The organism is Glycomyces sp. NPDC021274 (assembly GCF_040641195.1).
Lineage (GTDB): Bacteria > Actinomycetota > Actinomycetes > Mycobacteriales > Micromonosporaceae > Glycomyces.
Map to the genome: position 1 here is coordinate 18,615 of NZ_JBFADC010000021.1, position 15,963 is coordinate 34,577.

Below are 15,963 nucleotides of genomic sequence, written 5' to 3' on the forward strand. Positions count from 1 at the left end.
GCCGTTCCCCAAGGCCGCCAAGGTCGCCCTCGGCATGCCGCAGCTGCGCAAGAACCTCGCCCACGCCACCGGCACCATCCGCACCAAGCGCGCCGCCGTCGCCGGTGAACTCGACGACTGGGAGGCCCTGCGCGACGCCGCCGCCGCGATCAAAGCGGAGGTGCAGCACCGCCTCCCCGAACTGGCGATCGAGTTCGAGCGCAACGCCACCGCCGCCGGAGCCCACGTCCACTGGGCCCGCGACGCCAAGGAGGCCAACGAGATCGCCGCACGCCTCGTACGCGAGGCCGGGGCCGAGGAAGTCGTCAAGGTCAAGTCCATGGCCACCCAGGAGATCGAGCTCAACGAGCACTTCGAGGCCGTGGGCCTCAAGGCCTACGAGACCGACCTGGCCGAGCTCATCGTGCAGCTAGCCGAGGACAAGCCGAGCCACATCCTCGTGCCCGCGATCCACTACAACCGCACCCAGATCCGGGACATCTTCAACCAGAGGATGGGGGACGCGCCGGCCGGGTTGACGGACGAGCCGGCCGCGCTCGCCGAGGCCGCGCGACTCCACTTGCGGCGGCGGTTCCTCTCGGCGAAGGTGGCCGTCTCGGGCGCGAACTTCGCCGTCGCCGAGACCGGTTCGCTGGTCGTCGTCGAGTCGGAGGGCAACGGCCGCATGTGCCTCACGATGCCCCAGACGCTGATCAGCATCGTCGGCATCGAGAAGCTGCTGCCGGCCTTCAGCGACCTCGAGGTCTTCATGCAGCTCCTCCCGCGTTCCTCCACAGGGGAGCGCATGAACCCGTACACCTCGGTGTGGACGGGGGCGCGCGAGGGCGACGGGCCGAAGGACGTGCACGTCATCCTCCTCGACAACGGCCGCACCGGCGTGCTCGCCGACGAGGTCGGCCGCCAGGCGCTCTCGTGCATCCGCTGCTCGGCCTGCCTCAACGTCTGCCCGGTGTACGAGCGCACGGGCGGGCACGCGTACGGCCACGTCTACCCGGGCCCGATCGGCGCGATCCTCGCGCCCCAGCTCGAACCGGGGAGGCACGACGACCTGCCGTACGCCTCGAGCCTGTGCGGGGCCTGCTACGAGGTCTGCCCGGTCAAGATCAACATCCCCGAAGTGCTCGTGCACCTGCGCCAGCAGGGCCCGCACCAGGCGGGGGAGCAGGCCGCGATGCGCGCGGCGACAGCGGTCATGGCCCGGCCGAAGCTGTGGCGGGCCGCGCTGCGGGCCGCAAGGCTGGGGTCGATGCCTTGGCGCCGCAAGGGCTTCCTGCGCCGGCTCCCCTGGCCGGGTTCCCGCTGGACGGTGAGCCGCGACCTGCCGGTGCCGCCGAAAGAGGACTTCCGGGACTGGTGGAAGGAGCGGCAGCGATGATCGCGAGACCGACGGCGCGCGAGGAGATCCTGGCGCGGATGCGCCGGGCCCTGGACGGGGCGGGCGAGGCACCCGAGCCGCCGCGCGAGTACCGGCGATCACTGGACGCCGCCACCGACATCACCGCGATGCTCATCGACCGGCTGGTCGACTACAAGGCGAACGTCCACCACGGCCTCGCCTCGATCAGCGCGGCCCTCGGCGGCGCGAAGCGCGTCGTCGTGCCCGCCGACCTGCCCGAGGACTGGCGGCTCGGCGGGGCCGAGTTCGTTCCCGACACCGGTCTGTCCACTGCGGAATTGGACGGGATGGACGCGGTCCTCACCGGCTGCGCCGCGGCCGTCGCTGTCTCCGGCACGATCATGCTCGACGCCGGTGCGGCCCAAGGCCGCAGGGCGATCACGCTGGTCCCGGACCACCATGTCGTGGTGGTCCGGCGCGAACAGATCTGGGGCCACCTGGCGCAGGCCCTGCCGATGCTCGACCGCACGGCCCCGCAGACCTGGATCTCCGGACCGTCGGCGACGAGCGACATCGAGCTGCAAAGGGTTGAAGGTGTGCACGGCCCGCGCCGCCTCGACGTCGTCCTCCTCGACGACTGAGCGCAGCGCCGGCCGCTTCGACATCGCGGTCGGGCTGCTGAGGCGGGCGTGCCGGTGGTGCGCCGGAGGCGAATGCAAGGCAAGGTGATGGCCTGCTCGAAAAGCCCGAATGTGGGAGCGGAACCCCGGTTGCACTGTGAATCCGGGCCGGTCTTTGGTTGCGGTTCAGACGGTCAGCGACAGAACGGCGAGGTTCAGATCGAGGGCGCGCTGCTGCCGCGAGGGCTGGTTGACGGTTGCGGTTAGCGCGGGCAGCGACGGAGATGGTGGTGGCGGAGTTCGGGTGCGCTGCCGTCGCCGAGCCCGTACTGGGGACCCTGGCGGAGGCCTGGGTCGTTGTCGTTGGTGCGGCGGCGGGCCGGAGCGGCCGGTGGCGGTCGCCGACTGGCGCTGCTGTCGCGGGCATGGCGATGGCCGGTCGGGTGTGGTTTGTGGTCGGGAAGATCGACTCGCCGTCGCGGTGGTTTTCACTACGCCGGCTCAGGGGCATGGCCGTGTTGTTCATGTCGTGTCACCTCCTTTCGCGGTGTCGCAGCCGATCGAGCGAAGTGCCGATGCGCCTTGGTCCGGCGCGGGCGTCTTCGCCTGATCACGGCGCTCGGGACGGTCAGGGTGCTGGTGCGCTCCGCGTCTCCGGACCAATGTGTTCTCCCGGGTGGATGCTTGCGGGGGCTCGCCTCCCTGCACTCGCCTTGCCTGGTCCGTCCAGGAGGCATAGCCTTCGGCGCGCATGGTGGCGCGTGGACGGGGTGGTGCTTCGCCATGGACACGTGCTGGTGCTGTCGGGCCGGGTCCTTCATCGCCCGGTCTGGCATCGGCCGGTCGTGCTGGCGGGTCTGACTCGAGTCGAAGACACTTCGGTGTGAGGTGCTTCCTGCTGGTGAGGGTGATCCGGACCAGGAATCGTCCACCCAGTCACGGCCCATCGGGGGCGCGGACAGCTGCGGGCGATAGCACGAGGATGAGATCGGACGCTTCCAATGGAGGACCACCCTGGCTTGCGGGGTCGTCGTCTCGAAACAAGTCGGTTTGCCGGTTCAGCCAGAGGCTTGTCGTAGTCTGCTTGCACCTACCCGGCACCTGTACGAATTTCCTGTCCTTGTACGTACCTCAATTATCTCCCAAGTGACCCCTGGCTGTCATCACCCACAGGCGTACAAGACCCTCACGTTCGGCCCCGGAGCCACTGCGCCGCAAGGGAAAAGCAGCCGTGGCCCCCCGCGCTCGGGAGTGTCACCGACCCGCCACGAATCCCACCCGAGGCCCGCAAACCCACCCGGGGCCATCTCCCACCTCTTCGTCGCTGACCGCCTGAACCCCGACCAAGAACCAACCCCACCGCGAACACAGCGGCCAACCACCACCTCCCCGCAATTCGGCAGGCACGACGCGCGAGGCGTCACGCATTGCAGATTCGACATGAACACCCCGTAGTGGCCGGAGGCGGTCATAATCGGCGCCATGCTCTTCACGAGACCCGGTGTGCTGCTTGGCAGCCGCTACCTCCTTCAGCAGCGGATCGGCGCCGGGGGGATGGGTGAGGTCTGGCGGGCCGAGGACACCATGCTCCGCCGGACCGTCGCGGTGAAAGTCCTGCATGCGGCGCTCTCCGACGACGAGCGCTTCGGCCATCGCTTCGTCGAGGAGGCCCGCACCGTCGCGGCCCTGCACGCGCCCGGCGTGGTCGACGTCTTCGATGTCCGCGCCGAACGCGACGAGCACGGCGAGGCCGTCACGTACCTGGTCATGCAGTTCCTGGAGGGCCTGTCGCTGCACATGGTCATCGAGCGGCACGCGCCGATGCCCGCGTACCGGGTGCTGCCGCTGCTCGCGCAGATCGCGGACGCGCTCGAGGCCGCGCACCGGGCCGGGATCGTGCACCGGGACGTCAAGCCCGCCAACATCATCGTCGACGCCAAGGGCGCGCCCACGGTGCTCGACTTCGGGATCGCGCTGCGCCGCGACCAGGCCGCGCTCACGGCCACGGGCACCGTGCTCGGCACCGTCGGCTACGCCTCGCCCGAGCAGCTGCGCGGGGAGGCGCTGACCGCGGCCTCGGACCTGTACTCGCTCGGCGTCATCGCCCACGAGTGCCTCAGCGGCGCCAGGCCGTTCGCGCGGGACTCGCCCGCGGCCGTGATCACCGGGCACCTCCACGAGGCCCCGCCGCCGCTGCCGGTGAGCGTGCCGGCCGCGGTGGCCGAGCTGGTCGACTGGGCGCTGGCGAAGGACCCCGAGGACCGCCCGGCCTCCGCCGCGATGTTCGCCCAGGAGTGCAGGGTCGCCGTCGCGCAGGCGAAACCGGCCGCGCCGCCCGAACCCGATCGCACCACAGTGGACTTGCTGGTGCCGTCATCGCCGCCGCGGCCGCCTGCACCGATGCCCGCCCCGGCGGCCGCGCCGCCGCCTCCGCCGGGCCCGCAGAAGCGGCGCGGCCGTGGCGTGCTGACGGCACTCGCGGCCGTGGTCGTCGCCGCGGCATTGACGGTGGGCGCCATGCGGTTCTTCGACGAGGAGGATCCGGGAGGCGAGGGCGCGAGCGCGGACCCGACCGGCGGCGCGTCCGCACCTGCGGCTGAACCGAGCGATGCGGCGACCAGTGAGGCGGCCGATGCGGCGACGCCGCCCACGGTCCCGGGCACCGGGCCGCTCGTGAACGCGGCGACCGGCGACTGCCTGCTCGGTTACGCCGACGCCGCGCCGAGCACCGCGATGGGGTCGTGCGGCGAGGACGGGATCGACGAGTTCGCGTTCGCCGCCGAAGGCGAGGCGCTGCGCATCAGCAGCGCCGAGACCGGCGCGGACGGTGCGGCGCTGGGCTGCATCGAATGGGACGCCGAGCAGGTCGGTCTGGCGGCGGCGTGCGACGGCACGACCTGGCAGTTCACGTACGTGCGCACCGATGCTGTGAGCACTGGCGAGGCCGAGCAGGCCGACTTCTGGCAGGTCCGCGCCGCGGGCGGCGGCGACCACTGCCTGACCGCGGTCGGCGGCGTGCCGACGCTGAGCCCCTGCACCGAGGGCGACGAGCACCAGGAATGGCGCACCGCCGCCGCGTAGGAGCCGGCTAGCGCTTGGAGCGGCGGATGCGTTCGCGGCCGAGGAGCCAGAGGGCCTGCACGCCGTCGGTCCAGGTGATCTTCTTGCCCTCCTCGCGGCTGCGGGCCGTGTAGGAGATCGGCACCTCGTAGGGGCGGATGCCCTTTTTGAGGAGCTTCGCGGTCAGTTCGGCCTCCATGCCGAAGCCGCCGGAGCGGATGTTCAAGTCCAGGTACATCTGGCGCGGCAGGAGCTTGTAGCAGGTCTCCAGGTCCGAGATGTACGAGTTGAACAGGATGTTCGCGGCGAGGGTGATGCCCTTGTTGCCCATCACGTACCAGAACGAGTAGGCCGAGTGCGAGCCGAACGAGCGCGACCCGTACACCACCTCGGCCTTGCCGTCGAGGACCGGCGTGAGGAGTCGGGGCAGGTCGTTGGCGTCGTACTCGCCGTCCGCGTCGAACACGACGACGTGGTCGCCGTGGGCGGCCTTGGCCGCCGTGCGGATCGCCGCGCCCTTCCCTTTGTTGCGGTCGTGGCGGATCAACCGCACCCGTGGATTGTCCTCAAAGGTCTGGAGGACCTCCCAGGAGCGATCGCGGGAGCCGTCATCGACGGCAACGATCTCGGTCTCGCAGGGGAATTCCACTGCGAGCAGCTCTTTCAACGTTCCGGCAGCGAGGCGTTCCTCATTGAAGACCGGAACGAGAATCGACAACAGCATTGCTGCTCCATCCCCGCGGATCGAACAAGATTGCACAACCATAACGCGCTCATGCCAGGACGGCATCGGCCGGACGGGTCGTGTTGAATGAAGCAGTGCTGCTCGTCCTGTGGCTCCTGCTCCTGCTTCCGGCGCTCGCCTACGCCCTCCGCCCCCGCGACGGGGCCGTCCTCGCCCCTGCGCGGCTCGCCGTCGTGCGGGCATCAGTCCTGTTGGGGGCGTACGCGGTCGGTGTCGTCGAAGCCGCCTCCGCGTTCACCGAGCTGACCGCGCCGACCCTCCTCATCGCGTGGCTCGCGGCCACCCTCGCCGTCTTCGCCGCCGTCCTCGTGCGCGCTGTTCGGGACGTAACCCCTGCCGGCGGCTCTGCGGGCCGCGGCCAGCCGTTCGACGCCCTCCGCGAGGAACTGCGCTCGCGCAGGGGCGCCACCCGCCGCACCTGGCGGCGCACCAAGTCCGCCGCCGCCGCGGCCCCCGCCTGGCAGTGGGCGCTCGGCTGCGTCATCGCGATCCTCGCCATCAGCGTCGCCGTCCTCGCGATCGGCTCGTCCCCCAACAACTTCGACTCCCAGACCTACCACCTGCCGCGCATCGAGCACTGGATCCAGAACGCCTCCGTCGCCGTCTACCCCACCGACATCCACCGGCAGGTCGACATCGGGCCCGGCTCCGAATACCTCCTCACCCACCTGCGGCTCCTCTCCGGCGGGGACGGCGCGTACAACCTCCTCCAGTTCCTCGCCGGGATCGGCGCGGCCCTCGCCGCGTCCCGGATCGCCGCGCAGCTCGGCGGCGGCCCCGTAGCCCAGCTCGCCACCGTCTTCATCCTCGCCACCACCCCCGAAGTGCTCCTCCAGGCCTCCAGCACCCAGGTCGACCTCGTCGCCGCCGCCTGGGTCGCGTGCCTCGCCACGATCGTCCTCGACGAATTCACCCGCCCGGGCGAGGCGCTCCTGCGCGCCACCGCCCCCCGCTCCGACGCGGTCTACCTCGGCCTCGCCCTGGGGCTCATCGCCGTCACCAAGAGCACCGGGCTCCTCGCCGCCGCCCCGCTCCTCCTCATCTGGGGCATCGGACGGCTCGTGCGCGACGGCCGGCGCCGCCGCCCCTGCCTGTGCGGACGCAGCCCGCAGCGGTGCTCCCGCGCCGACGCCTCGCGGGCCGCCGCCGCCCGCGCCGCCACCGTGGCCGCGTCCCTCGCCGTCCTCGCCATCGCCCTCGTCCTAGTCGGGCCCTTCCTCCTGCGCATGCACCAGGCCTTCGGCCACCCCCTCGGCCCCGAGATCCTGCGCGACTCCATCGGCGTCCAGACCGCCGACCCGCGCCTGCTCCTCATCAACGGCCTGCGCATAGCCCAGACCAACCTCGACACGCCCCTGTTCTTCCTCTCCGACGGGTTCGCCGCCGCCGTCAACGGCCTCGCGAACCTCATGGGCGTCGACCCCAACGACCCCCGGATCACCTTCGGCTCCAGCGAGTTCCCCGTGCGCGCCTGGTACCCCGACGAGGACCGCGCCGCGTTCCCCATCACCGGCCTCGCCGCCCTCGCCGGCCTCGTCTGGTTCGCCGTCAAAGGCCCCGGCCTGCGCCGCGCCTACGCCGCCGCGCTCGCCGTCGCCTTCATCGGCGTCGTCTGCACCGTCTCCTGGCAGCCCTGGGTGAACCGGCTCGTCATGTTCCTCGTCGTCCTCGGCGCCCCCGCCGCCGGACTCCTCGCCGCCGCCCTGGTCAAGGGCTTCGCCGCGACCGCCCGCGAACGGGGCCGCCGCCGCGCCGCGTGCGTCCTCGTCACCGTGGTCGCCGTCGTCGCCTCGCTCGCCGGCGTCCTCACCGTCGCGTACGGCTACCCGCGCCGCCTCGCCGGCACCTGGTCCGTCTTCAGCGTCACCGACCTCGAAGAGCGGTTCGTGCGCCGCCAGGAATGGCTGCCCCAGTACGAGGAGGCCGCCGCCGCCGTCGCCGCGGTCGACCCCGAACGCGTCGGCATCGTCCAGGGCAACGACTCCTGGGAGTACCCGTGGTGGATCCTCCTGCCCGAGGACACCGAGCTGTACGCCCTCCAGTCGGTCGTCCCCGACCAGAACCCGCCCGACCCGGCGACCATGGACGCCATCGTCTGCGCCGAAGACCTCGACGAGTGCGCGAACCTCGTCCCAGCCGGCTGGGAGTACCACGACCTCGGCACCGTCGCCTACGCCGTCCCGCCCGCCCAGCCGTGAGCCGCACCCACCCCCGGGGCCGTTGAGCTGCGCCGACGGCCGCCCACTAACCTGGGCGCATGCTGCTTAGCGACCGCGACATCCTCGACGCCGTCAAGAACGACCGCCTCGGCATCGAGCCGTTCGAAGACGAACTCGTGCAGCCCTCCAGCATCGACGTCCGCCTCGACCGGCGGTTCCGGGTGTTCAACAACCAGAAGTACACCCACATCGACCCCTCCAAGCAGCAGGACGACCTCACCGCTGAGGTCGAGGTCGGCGACGACGAGCCGTTCGTGCTCCACCCCGGCGAATTCGTCCTCGCCTCCACCCTCGAGGTCTTCTCCCTCCCGAACGACCTCGCCGCGCGCCTCGAAGGCAAGTCCAGCCTCGGCCGCCTCGGCCTGCTCACCCACTCCACCGCCGGATTCATCGACCCCGGGTTCTCCGGGCACGTCACCCTCGAGCTCTCCAACGTCGCGAACCTCCCCATCACCCTCTGGCCCGGGATGAAGATCGGGCAGTTGTGCGTCTTCCGGCTCACCAGCCCCGCCGAGAACCCCTACGGCGCGGGCGCCAACTTCTCCCGCTACCAGGACCAGCGCGGCCCCACCCCGTCGAAATCGTGGATGCACTGGCGCACTTGGCCCACGTAGGGCGCGGTGTCCGTTTCGGGTCGACCGATCGCGGGACTTTCTCGCGCAAACCGCCCGAACAGCGGCCGTAACCGGCTTAGCCTGCGGATATGGACATCTCGCAGAGCTTCCAGAACATGTTGGACAGCGTCGTAGCGTTTCTGCCGCGCGCGCTGGCGTTCCTGGCGATCCTCATCGTCGGCTGGATCGTCAGCAAATGGATCGGCAGACTCGTGGGCAAGCTGCTCCACAAGGTCGGCCTCGACAAGGTCGGCGCGAAATCGGGCCTGCGCCGCTTCACCGGCAAATTCGAGCTGAGCGACCTGCTCGGCAAGCTCGTGTACTTCGCGCTGCTGCTGTTCACCCTGCAGCTCGCGTTCGGCGCGTTCGGGAACAATCCCGTGTCGACCCTCATCAACCAGCTCGTGGGCTGGCTGCCGCAGCTGTTCGTCGCACTCGTCATCGTCGTGGTGGCGTTCGCGATCGCCAACGCCGTGTACGGCCTGGTCAACGGCACCCTCGAGGAGACGAGCTACGGCAAGACCGTGGCGCGGATCAGCCAGGTCGCGATCGTGTTCTTCGGCGCGGTCGCCGCGTTCGGGCAGGTCGGGATCGCCACGACCGTGACCACGCCGATCATGTGGACGGTCCTCGCGATGATCGCCGGCGTCGTCATCGTCGGCGTCGGCGGCGGGCTCGTCGGCCCCATGCGCGAGCGCTGGCAGCGGATGCTCGACACCGCCGAGGACGAGGCCGGGAAGATGAAGAGCACTTCCGGCACGAACCGCGACGCGACCTCGTCGATGTCGCAGACGTACAGCTCCGACCGGTACGGTGCCGACACTGACACCCAGGCCCCGGCGGCGGGCACGATGGGCGAGGCGGGCACCATGGGCGGCGCGATGGCTGAAGGCGCCCGGCCGCGCGGCACCAGCGCCGGACCCGGTCGCGAGACCGACCGCCCGATGCCGCCGAACGAGCCCTAGGAGGCGCCCCGGGAGGCGATGTGTCCGGTCTCCCGCGGCGGTTCACCTAGAGCGGCACAACCACAACAGCACTGCTCGACACGACGGCCGCATTCCCGCTTTCACCGGCGGGGGTGCGGCCGGCCCGCGTGAGGGGGCGTTGGTGCCCTGATCTCGATCGCCGCGCGTGACGGCGTGCGGCGGATGGTCCCCTGATCTTGATCAGTGCGCGTGACGGAGTTCGGGCCGATGGTCCTCCTGATCCTGAACATCGCGCGTGAACGCGTGCGGCCGGCCCGCGTCCGGGGCCGATTCACGACCTGCGCCCTTGCGAAAGTGGGCTTTTGCTCCCTGCTCGGGCGAGTACGCACGAGTAGCCTCATCGAGGTGGAGATGAATGCCGATAGCCGGGGCGGCTCCAAACGCCGCCGCGAGATCCTCGATGTCGCCGTCAGACTGCTCGCCAAGCACGGATACCACGGCGTGTCGATGGACGACATCGGCGCGGCCGCCTCCATCACCGGGCCGGCGCTGTACCACCACTTCAAGGGCGGCAAGGAGCAGATGCTCGCCGACGCGCTCATCCCCGTCTCCGAGCGCCTCCTGGCGGGCGGGCGGCACTGGGCGTCGCTCCACTCGGAGGACCCGCAGGCCGCGCTCGAGGCGCTGGTGGACTTCCACCTCGAGGTCGTCATCGACTCGCCGGAGATCGTCATCCTCCACCTGCACGAGCTCGACCGGCTCCCGGAGGAGCCGCGGCGGCAGGTCCGCAAGCTCCAGCGCGTGTACGTCGAGGAGTGGGTGGGCGTCCTGTGCCGCCTGCGCCCCGGCCTCCAACCCGAACAGGCCCGCGTGCTCGCGCACGGCGCCTTCGGCCTCATGAACTCGACCCCGTACCTGTCCCTCGGGGACGAGGTCAGCGCCGACGAGACCGCAGCACTCCTGCGAGCAGCAGCCCTCCGAGCCCTCGACCCGGGCTAGCCGGCGAAGCGAGAAGCGGCCGCTTTCGGGGCCCTCCCCCCCGCCCCGCCCACCCACCCACCCACCCACCCACCCACCACCGACCTCCCCACCTCCCTGGTGCGAGCGCACCGCGGCGTTGCGCTCGCTGCCCGCATTGCCCGCGCTCGCGAGCATCCGCGCCCATCGCGTTGCAGGTCGCCGCGCCCGGGCGGCTCCGGGGCGCGCGTCGCCTGGAGGCAACGTCGGCCACGCCGCTGTCGCGCCGGATCGCGCGTATCGCGCGGGCCGCTCGCGCGTTTTAGGCCTCGCTTGGGCCGTGTTCGGCCGCTTGCGGCCTTCCTTGATCACTGGGTCGTGAAGGCGACTCCTTTCCTGTCGGCGTCCGTCCCGTATTTCGGGATAGGGGGTTAGCATGGGCTGGTGGGCCGCAACGGGTCGCGGCCTCGGGGAGGAGGAGCATGCACCAGCCCGATCGGGTCTCACTGCGCGAGGTCGCTCCTCGCGACGGCCTGCAGAACGAACCCCCTGTGCCGACCGCCGAGAAGATCCGGCTGATCGACGCGCTCTCGCGCACCGGACTCTCGCGCATCGAGGCCGTCAGCTTCGTCAGCCCGAAGGCCGTGCCGCAGATGGCCGACGCCGCCGAGGTGTGGGCGGCCGTCGAGAAGCACTCCGGCATCCGCTACAGCGCCCTCGCCCCGAACACCCGCGGTGTGCAGCGGGCCCTCGACGCCGGATTCACCGCCGTCGAGCTGGTCGTCTCGGCCTCGGAGACCCACAACCGCGCCAACATCGGGCGCAGCGTCGCCGAATCGCTCGCCGAGCTGCCCGACATCTGCGGCCTGGCGCGCGAGCACCTGGCCTCGGTCGAGGTCATCATCGCCACGAGCTTCGGCTGCCCCTTCGAGGGCGACATCGCGCCCGCGAAGGTCGCCCGGATCGTGGAGGCGGCCGAGGCCGCCGGGGCCGGTCGAGTCGCCTTCGGCGACACCACCGGTATGGGGACCCCTCGCCGTGTCACGGACCTGCTCGACGCCGTCGACACCGATCTGCCGACGCTCATGCACTTCCACGACACCCGGGGAACCGCCCTGGCCAACCTCCTCACTGCGCTCGATCGCGGCGTCGTGGAGTTCGACGCCAGCGTCGGGGGGATCGGCGGCTGCCCGTTCGCTCCGGGCGCCTCCGGCAATGTGGCGACCGAGGAAGTGGTCCACATGCTCCACGACATGGGTGTGGAGACCGGTGTGGACCTCGAAGCCCTCATCCGCACTGCCGAACTCGCCCAAGAGATCGTGGGCCGTCCGCTCGAATCCGGCGTCCTTCGCGCCGGACCCCGCTCGGTGAAACACGCGAGTTGAAACTCGACTCAGGACGAGTCTGCACACCCGAACCTGAAGCAGAGCTGAAGCCGCCTGAAGCGGCCTTCAGGAACCGCTAGGCGGATGGACCGATGCCTTCGATACGGCATCGTGCGGGGTGCTTTGACATGCGCTGGCATGGACCGGCTTCGCGATCGTCAGCCGCAGGCGGGCATGGCGAAGGCCCCGGGGTCTCGAACCTCCCCGGGGCCTTCTTCCGGACACCGCCACAGGACGGCCGGTGCCCGCGTGCCGGGTAAAACCTCCGAATACCCGGACGACCTCATCGTGACATTGAAACTCCAGAGCGCCCAGGGAACTCAGGCGAATCTCACGTCACATTTCCTTAACGCGGCGGCATCATCCGGGACATGTTCCGCGAATTTCCACGCCGCCAGCACCGCCGCGACCACCACGAGGCCGAACACGCCCCGCCAGCCGTACAGCGGCACCGCGAACAGCGAACCCACGCCCGCCGCGATCCCGGCCAGGAGCGCCCCGGCGGAGAGCGCGACCGAGGCCGAGCCGTCGCCGATCTCCGCGGCCGCCAGCACCCGACCCGCCAGCGCGATGGCGCTGCCTGCGGCGACGCCGAACGCTCCGGCCGCGCCCACGGCGAAGGCGAAGCTCGGTGCCAGCGCCAATGCGAGTGCGCCGAGCGCCAACGCACCCAAGGCGATCGAACCGGTGTAGCGGGCGCGTCCGAGGGCGCCGGTGCGGCGGGTCGCGTTCGCAGTGACGACCAGGCCTATCGCGAAGGCGCCGAGCGGCCACAGCCGCGTCCCCGGCGAGGCGTGGAAGCCGGCGGCGATGTCGGTGATCAGGAACGCGGTCACTGCGGCGGCCGCGAAGGCCACGGCCTGCGCGTAAGCCGCCCACAGCGCCGGCGCCCAGCGGAGCGCGCGTCGTGCAGGCGCTGCGCCCCTTGGCGTCTGGATCTCTGTAGGTGCGGTCATGCCATTGACGCTAGGTCCGGGCGGGCGCGTGCGCCCCGGTCGGACGACTGGTCCGGGCGACTGGGACCTGAACCCGGTCGGCGCGGGCGTTCTACCTGGTGGCGGGCGCCGCAGTCGACCCCAGTCGAATGACAGATGCGAGCCGTCGGTGCCCGTGGCTACCCTGGAGGAGTCCCCGGTCGTCCTGAGGATGGAGCCGCCGTGAAACCCATCGCCCCCACCACGCGCGCGCGCCAGGGCGTCGCCGAACGCGGTGCCCCTTCGCTCCTGGACGAGCCCGACCACGCCGACCGGCCGGTCCTGTACGGCCGCGACGCGGAGCTCGACTCGATCCAGGCGCTCCTGGACGGCGCCCGCGTCGGCCACGGCGGTGCGCTGGTGGTGCGCGGCGAGCCGGGGATCGGCAAGTCCGCGATCGTCGACGCGGTCATCCCGCGCGCCGAGGGGTTCACCGTCCTGCGGACCCTCGGCGTCGAGGCCGAGCACACCTGGTCCTATGCGGGCCTGCAGATGCTGCTGCATCCGCTGCTCGACCGGATCGACCGCCTCCCGGCCGCCCAGTCGGAGGCGCTGCGCACCGCGCTCGGCATGGGCGACGGCACGGGCCGCGCCCATTCGCTGCAGGTCGGCCTCGCCCTGCTGAACCTGCTCGTGGACGCCTCGGCGAAGCAGCCGGTGTACGTGGTCATCGACGACGCGCACTGGCTCGACCGGGACTCCACGAACGCGCTGCTGTTCGCCGCCCGGCGACTCTCGACCGAGTCGATCACGATGGTCCTGGTCGTGCGGGACGGCTTCGCGCCCGACTTCCCGGCCCCGGGCATCCCGGAGCTGACCCTCGGCCCGCTGGACCTCGACGCCTCGCAGGCGATCCTGGACATGCGCGCCGACGAGATCCCGTTCACCGGCCGCGACTGGATCCTGCGGATGGCCGAGGGCAACCCGCTGGCGCTCTTGGAGCTGCCGGCCGCCGACAACGAGGAGTCGCTGCTGCGCGCCGACACCTCCAACAGCCGCTACTCCACGACCTCCCGCATCAAGCAGGCGTTCACCGAACGCATCATCGCCCTCCCCGAGAGCACGCGCACGATCATGCTGCTCGCGGCCGCCGAGGAGACCGGTGAGACCGCCGTGATCGCCGAGGCCGCCGCGAAGCTCGACGCGAGCCTCGCCGACCTCGAACCGGCCGAAGTGGACGACCTGCTGCGGTACCACCGCGGGCGCATCGAGTTCGTGCACCCCCTGATCCGTTCCACCGCTTACCATTCGGCGCCGCGCGCCCGCCGCATCGAAGCGCACCGGGCCCTGTCCGAGGCGTTCGGCGACGGCGACATCCGTGCCGCCCGCCACCTCGCCGCCGCGACCACGGGCTTGGACGAGAAGGCCGCCGCGGCGCTCGAAGCGATCGCGTCCTATGAGGCCGAACGCGGCGGCTGCGTCGCCGAGATGGCCGCCCTCGAGCGCGCGGCGAGCTTCACCCCCGACCCCTGCCGGCGGGCCCGCCGCCTCACCGAGGCCGCCCAGTGCGCTTACGTCGCAGGGATGACCGGCAAGGCCGTCGAACTCGCCGAGGCCGCCGAGCGGCTCACCGACGACCACGTGCTCCTCGCCCGCACGGCGCTCATCCGCGCCACGATCCTCTCCTGGGCCGGGAACTCCAAGGGCTTCGACGTGTGGATGGACTCGGCCGAGCACTACGCGGCCACCGGGCACGAGAACACCGGCTACCCGCTGCTGCGCGGTGTCTGGAACGCCTGGGAGACCGGCGATTTCACGAAGGTGAAGTACGCGTCCGGGCTCGCCTCGAAGTACGGCGGTTCCAACAACGCCTGGGTGCGCCGCCTCGCGCGCGCCGCGGCCGGCCTCAACCGCCAGCCCGACGACACCGCCAGTGAGGCGGTCGACGCGCTGCGCTCCCTCTACGACTACTACCAGCCGCTCCACCAGGATTTCCAGGCGTTCGACCAGGTCCTGGCGGCGCGCTGGCGGTTCCTCGCCGGTGACGTGCCGGCCGCGTACCAGGCCGCGGCCGAGCAGGTGCGGGCCTGCCGTGAGCGCGGCGCGATGAGCCCGCTGGTGCAGGCGCTGCTGGTGCAGGCCCAGACCCAGTTCCACTATGGACGGTACGCGGACGCGCAGGCGTCCGCCTCCAGCGCGATCGAGCTGGCGCACGAGCAGAACGACCGCCGGGCGCTCATGCAGGGCCGCATCTGGGTCCTGCTGCCGATCGCCGCCATCCGCGGCGAGGAGCGGCGCTGCCGCGAACTCGTGGCCGCCGCGATCCAGGACGCGCCCGAGGACTCCGTGATCCCCGCCGACACCGCGCTGGGCCTGCTGGAACTGGGGCTCGGCCGCTACGAGGCCGCGTTCGAGCGGCTGCTGCGGATCGCCGAGGGCGTCACGCCCATGGAGGTGCTCATGCAGGTGCCGACGCTGGTGGAGGCCGCGTTCCGCTCCGGGCGGCTCCCCGAGGTCAAGGAGGCGTTCGACTGGTTCGCCGACTGGGCTGACGCGACGGGCCGGTCCCACTGGGAGGCGCTCGTGGAGCGCTGCCGGGCGCTGTTCGCGACCGAGGCCGGGGCCGGGACGCACTTCGCGCGGGCCGTGGAGCTGCACCGCGCCGACGACATCGACCCGTTCGAGCGGGCCCGCACCGAGCTGCTGTACGGCGAGTGGCTGCGGCGGGTGCGGCGCATCAACGAGGCCCGCGCGCACCTGCGCGAGGCCACCGAGGTCTTCGAGCGGCTCGGCACGGTGCCGTGGACGCAACGGGCCCAAGGGGAACTGCGCGCGGCGGGCGACTCGACGGCCGTCGAGTCGAAGCCCGACCTCGCCGAACTCCTGACACCGCAAGAACTCCAGGTGGTGCGGCTCGCCGCCGACGGTCTCACCAACCGCCAGATCGGCGAGCAGCTGTTCGTCAGCCCGCGGACGGTCGGCTACCACCTGTACAACGCCTACCCCAAGCTCGGCGTCTCGTCGCGCACGGAACTGGCGAAGCTGGACCTGTAGGTCGGCGGGGGATGCGGCCCGGCCGGGCCGCATCCCCCCCCCCCGGGAAAGCCCCCCCCCCGCACCGCGGCCCCCACCCGCTGCGCGAGGACACCCACGCCCCCCCCACCCCCACGAGCGCCCCCACGGGGCC

The 15,963-nt window shown here is 71.4% G+C and carries 11 protein-coding genes; 9 read left to right on the forward strand and 2 right to left on the reverse strand.

The features are described from left to right. Nucleotides 1-34 precede the first annotated feature (34 nt). The 3 genes from AB0I03_RS25635 to AB0I03_RS25645 all read left to right on the forward strand — a co-directional run bounded on the left by AB0I03_RS25635 (nucleotide 35) and on the right by AB0I03_RS25645 (nucleotide 5,037). A complete protein-coding gene (locus AB0I03_RS25635) occupies nucleotides 35-1,375 on the forward strand; it encodes a LutB/LldF family L-lactate oxidation iron-sulfur protein (RefSeq protein ID WP_360417119.1) in 1,341 nt (446 codons plus the stop codon). Further along, the gene (locus AB0I03_RS25640; protein WP_360417100.1) at nucleotides 1,372-1,977 is read left to right on the forward strand and encodes an LUD domain-containing protein; all 606 of its coding nucleotides are present in this window, start codon (nucleotides 1,372-1,374) and stop codon (nucleotides 1,975-1,977) included. The genes AB0I03_RS25635 and AB0I03_RS25640 overlap by 4 nt, the downstream gene beginning before the upstream one ends. A gap of 1,461 nt (nucleotides 1,978-3,438) precedes the next feature. Continuing rightward, nucleotides 3,439-5,037 (forward strand): serine/threonine-protein kinase, encoded by a 1,599-nt coding sequence (locus tag AB0I03_RS25645; RefSeq protein ID WP_360417102.1) that lies wholly within the window; start codon nucleotides 3,439-3,441, stop codon nucleotides 5,035-5,037. Between the two features lie 7 nt (nucleotides 5,038-5,044). On the opposite strand, the gene AB0I03_RS25650 is transcribed toward AB0I03_RS25645, so the two are convergent. Then, on the reverse strand, nucleotides 5,045-5,740 hold the full coding sequence (locus AB0I03_RS25650; RefSeq protein WP_360417104.1) for a glycosyltransferase family 2 protein: 696 nt from the start codon (nucleotides 5,738-5,740) through the stop codon (nucleotides 5,045-5,047). A gap of 80 nt (nucleotides 5,741-5,820) precedes the next feature. Between AB0I03_RS25650 and AB0I03_RS25655 the strand changes: the two genes are divergently transcribed. The 5 genes from AB0I03_RS25655 (at nucleotide 5,821) to AB0I03_RS25675 (ending at nucleotide 11,862) form a co-directional block, all read left to right on the forward strand. Further along, a complete protein-coding gene (locus tag AB0I03_RS25655) occupies nucleotides 5,821-7,959 on the forward strand; it encodes a hypothetical protein (RefSeq protein ID WP_360417106.1) in 2,139 nt (712 codons plus the stop codon). Between the two features lie 59 nt (nucleotides 7,960-8,018). Beyond that, entirely contained in the window at nucleotides 8,019-8,594 is a 576-nt protein-coding gene (gene dcd / locus AB0I03_RS25660; protein WP_360417108.1) for a dCTP deaminase, read from the forward strand. An 89-nt stretch (nucleotides 8,595-8,683) separates the two neighbouring features. After that, a complete protein-coding gene (locus AB0I03_RS25665; RefSeq protein ID WP_360417111.1) occupies nucleotides 8,684-9,559 on the forward strand; it encodes a hypothetical protein in 876 nt (291 codons plus the stop codon). A gap of 372 nt (nucleotides 9,560-9,931) precedes the next feature. Next, entirely contained in the window at nucleotides 9,932-10,519 is a 588-nt protein-coding gene (locus tag AB0I03_RS25670) for a TetR/AcrR family transcriptional regulator (RefSeq protein ID WP_270118844.1), read from the forward strand. A gap of 440 nt (nucleotides 10,520-10,959) precedes the next feature. After that, nucleotides 10,960-11,862 carry a hydroxymethylglutaryl-CoA lyase gene (locus AB0I03_RS25675; RefSeq protein ID WP_360417113.1) on the forward strand — a complete coding sequence of 301 codons (903 nt, stop codon included), beginning with the start codon at nucleotides 10,960-10,962 and terminating at the stop codon, nucleotides 11,860-11,862. 320 nt (nucleotides 11,863-12,182) lie between these two features. Here AB0I03_RS25675 and AB0I03_RS25680 read toward each other — a convergent pair whose 3' ends face one another. Next, nucleotides 12,183-12,818 carry a hypothetical protein gene (locus tag AB0I03_RS25680; protein WP_360417115.1) on the reverse strand — a complete coding sequence of 212 codons (636 nt, stop codon included), beginning with the start codon at nucleotides 12,816-12,818 and terminating at the stop codon, nucleotides 12,183-12,185. Between the two features lie 201 nt (nucleotides 12,819-13,019). Here AB0I03_RS25680 and AB0I03_RS25685 point away from each other — a divergent pair, with 201 nt between their 5' ends. Next, entirely contained in the window at nucleotides 13,020-15,830 is a 2,811-nt protein-coding gene (locus AB0I03_RS25685) for an AAA family ATPase (protein ID WP_360417117.1), read from the forward strand. The last annotated feature ends 133 nt before the right edge of the window (nucleotides 15,831-15,963 follow it).

Coding starts and splice junctions, on each gene's coding strand:
- AB0I03_RS25675 (WP_360417113.1), top strand. CDS start 10,960: ATGCACCAGCCCGATCGGGTCTCACTGCGCGAGGTCGCTCCTCGCGAC.
- AB0I03_RS25635 (WP_360417119.1), top strand. CDS start 35: ATGCCGCAGCTGCGCAAGAACCTCGCCCACGCCACCGGCACCATCCGC.
- AB0I03_RS25645 (WP_360417102.1), top strand. CDS start 3,439: ATGCTCTTCACGAGACCCGGTGTGCTGCTTGGCAGCCGCTACCTCCTT.
- AB0I03_RS25650 (WP_360417104.1), bottom strand. CDS start 5,740: ATGCTGTTGTCGATTCTCGTTCCGGTCTTCAATGAGGAACGCCTCGCT.
- AB0I03_RS25640 (WP_360417100.1), top strand. CDS start 1,372: ATGATCGCGAGACCGACGGCGCGCGAGGAGATCCTGGCGCGGATGCGC.
- AB0I03_RS25670 (WP_270118844.1), top strand. CDS start 9,932: ATGAATGCCGATAGCCGGGGCGGCTCCAAACGCCGCCGCGAGATCCTC.
- dcd (WP_360417108.1), top strand. CDS start 8,019: ATGCTGCTTAGCGACCGCGACATCCTCGACGCCGTCAAGAACGACCGC.
- AB0I03_RS25680 (WP_360417115.1), bottom strand. CDS start 12,818: ATGACCGCACCTACAGAGATCCAGACGCCAAGGGGCGCAGCGCCTGCA.
- AB0I03_RS25665 (WP_360417111.1), top strand. CDS start 8,684: ATGGACATCTCGCAGAGCTTCCAGAACATGTTGGACAGCGTCGTAGCG.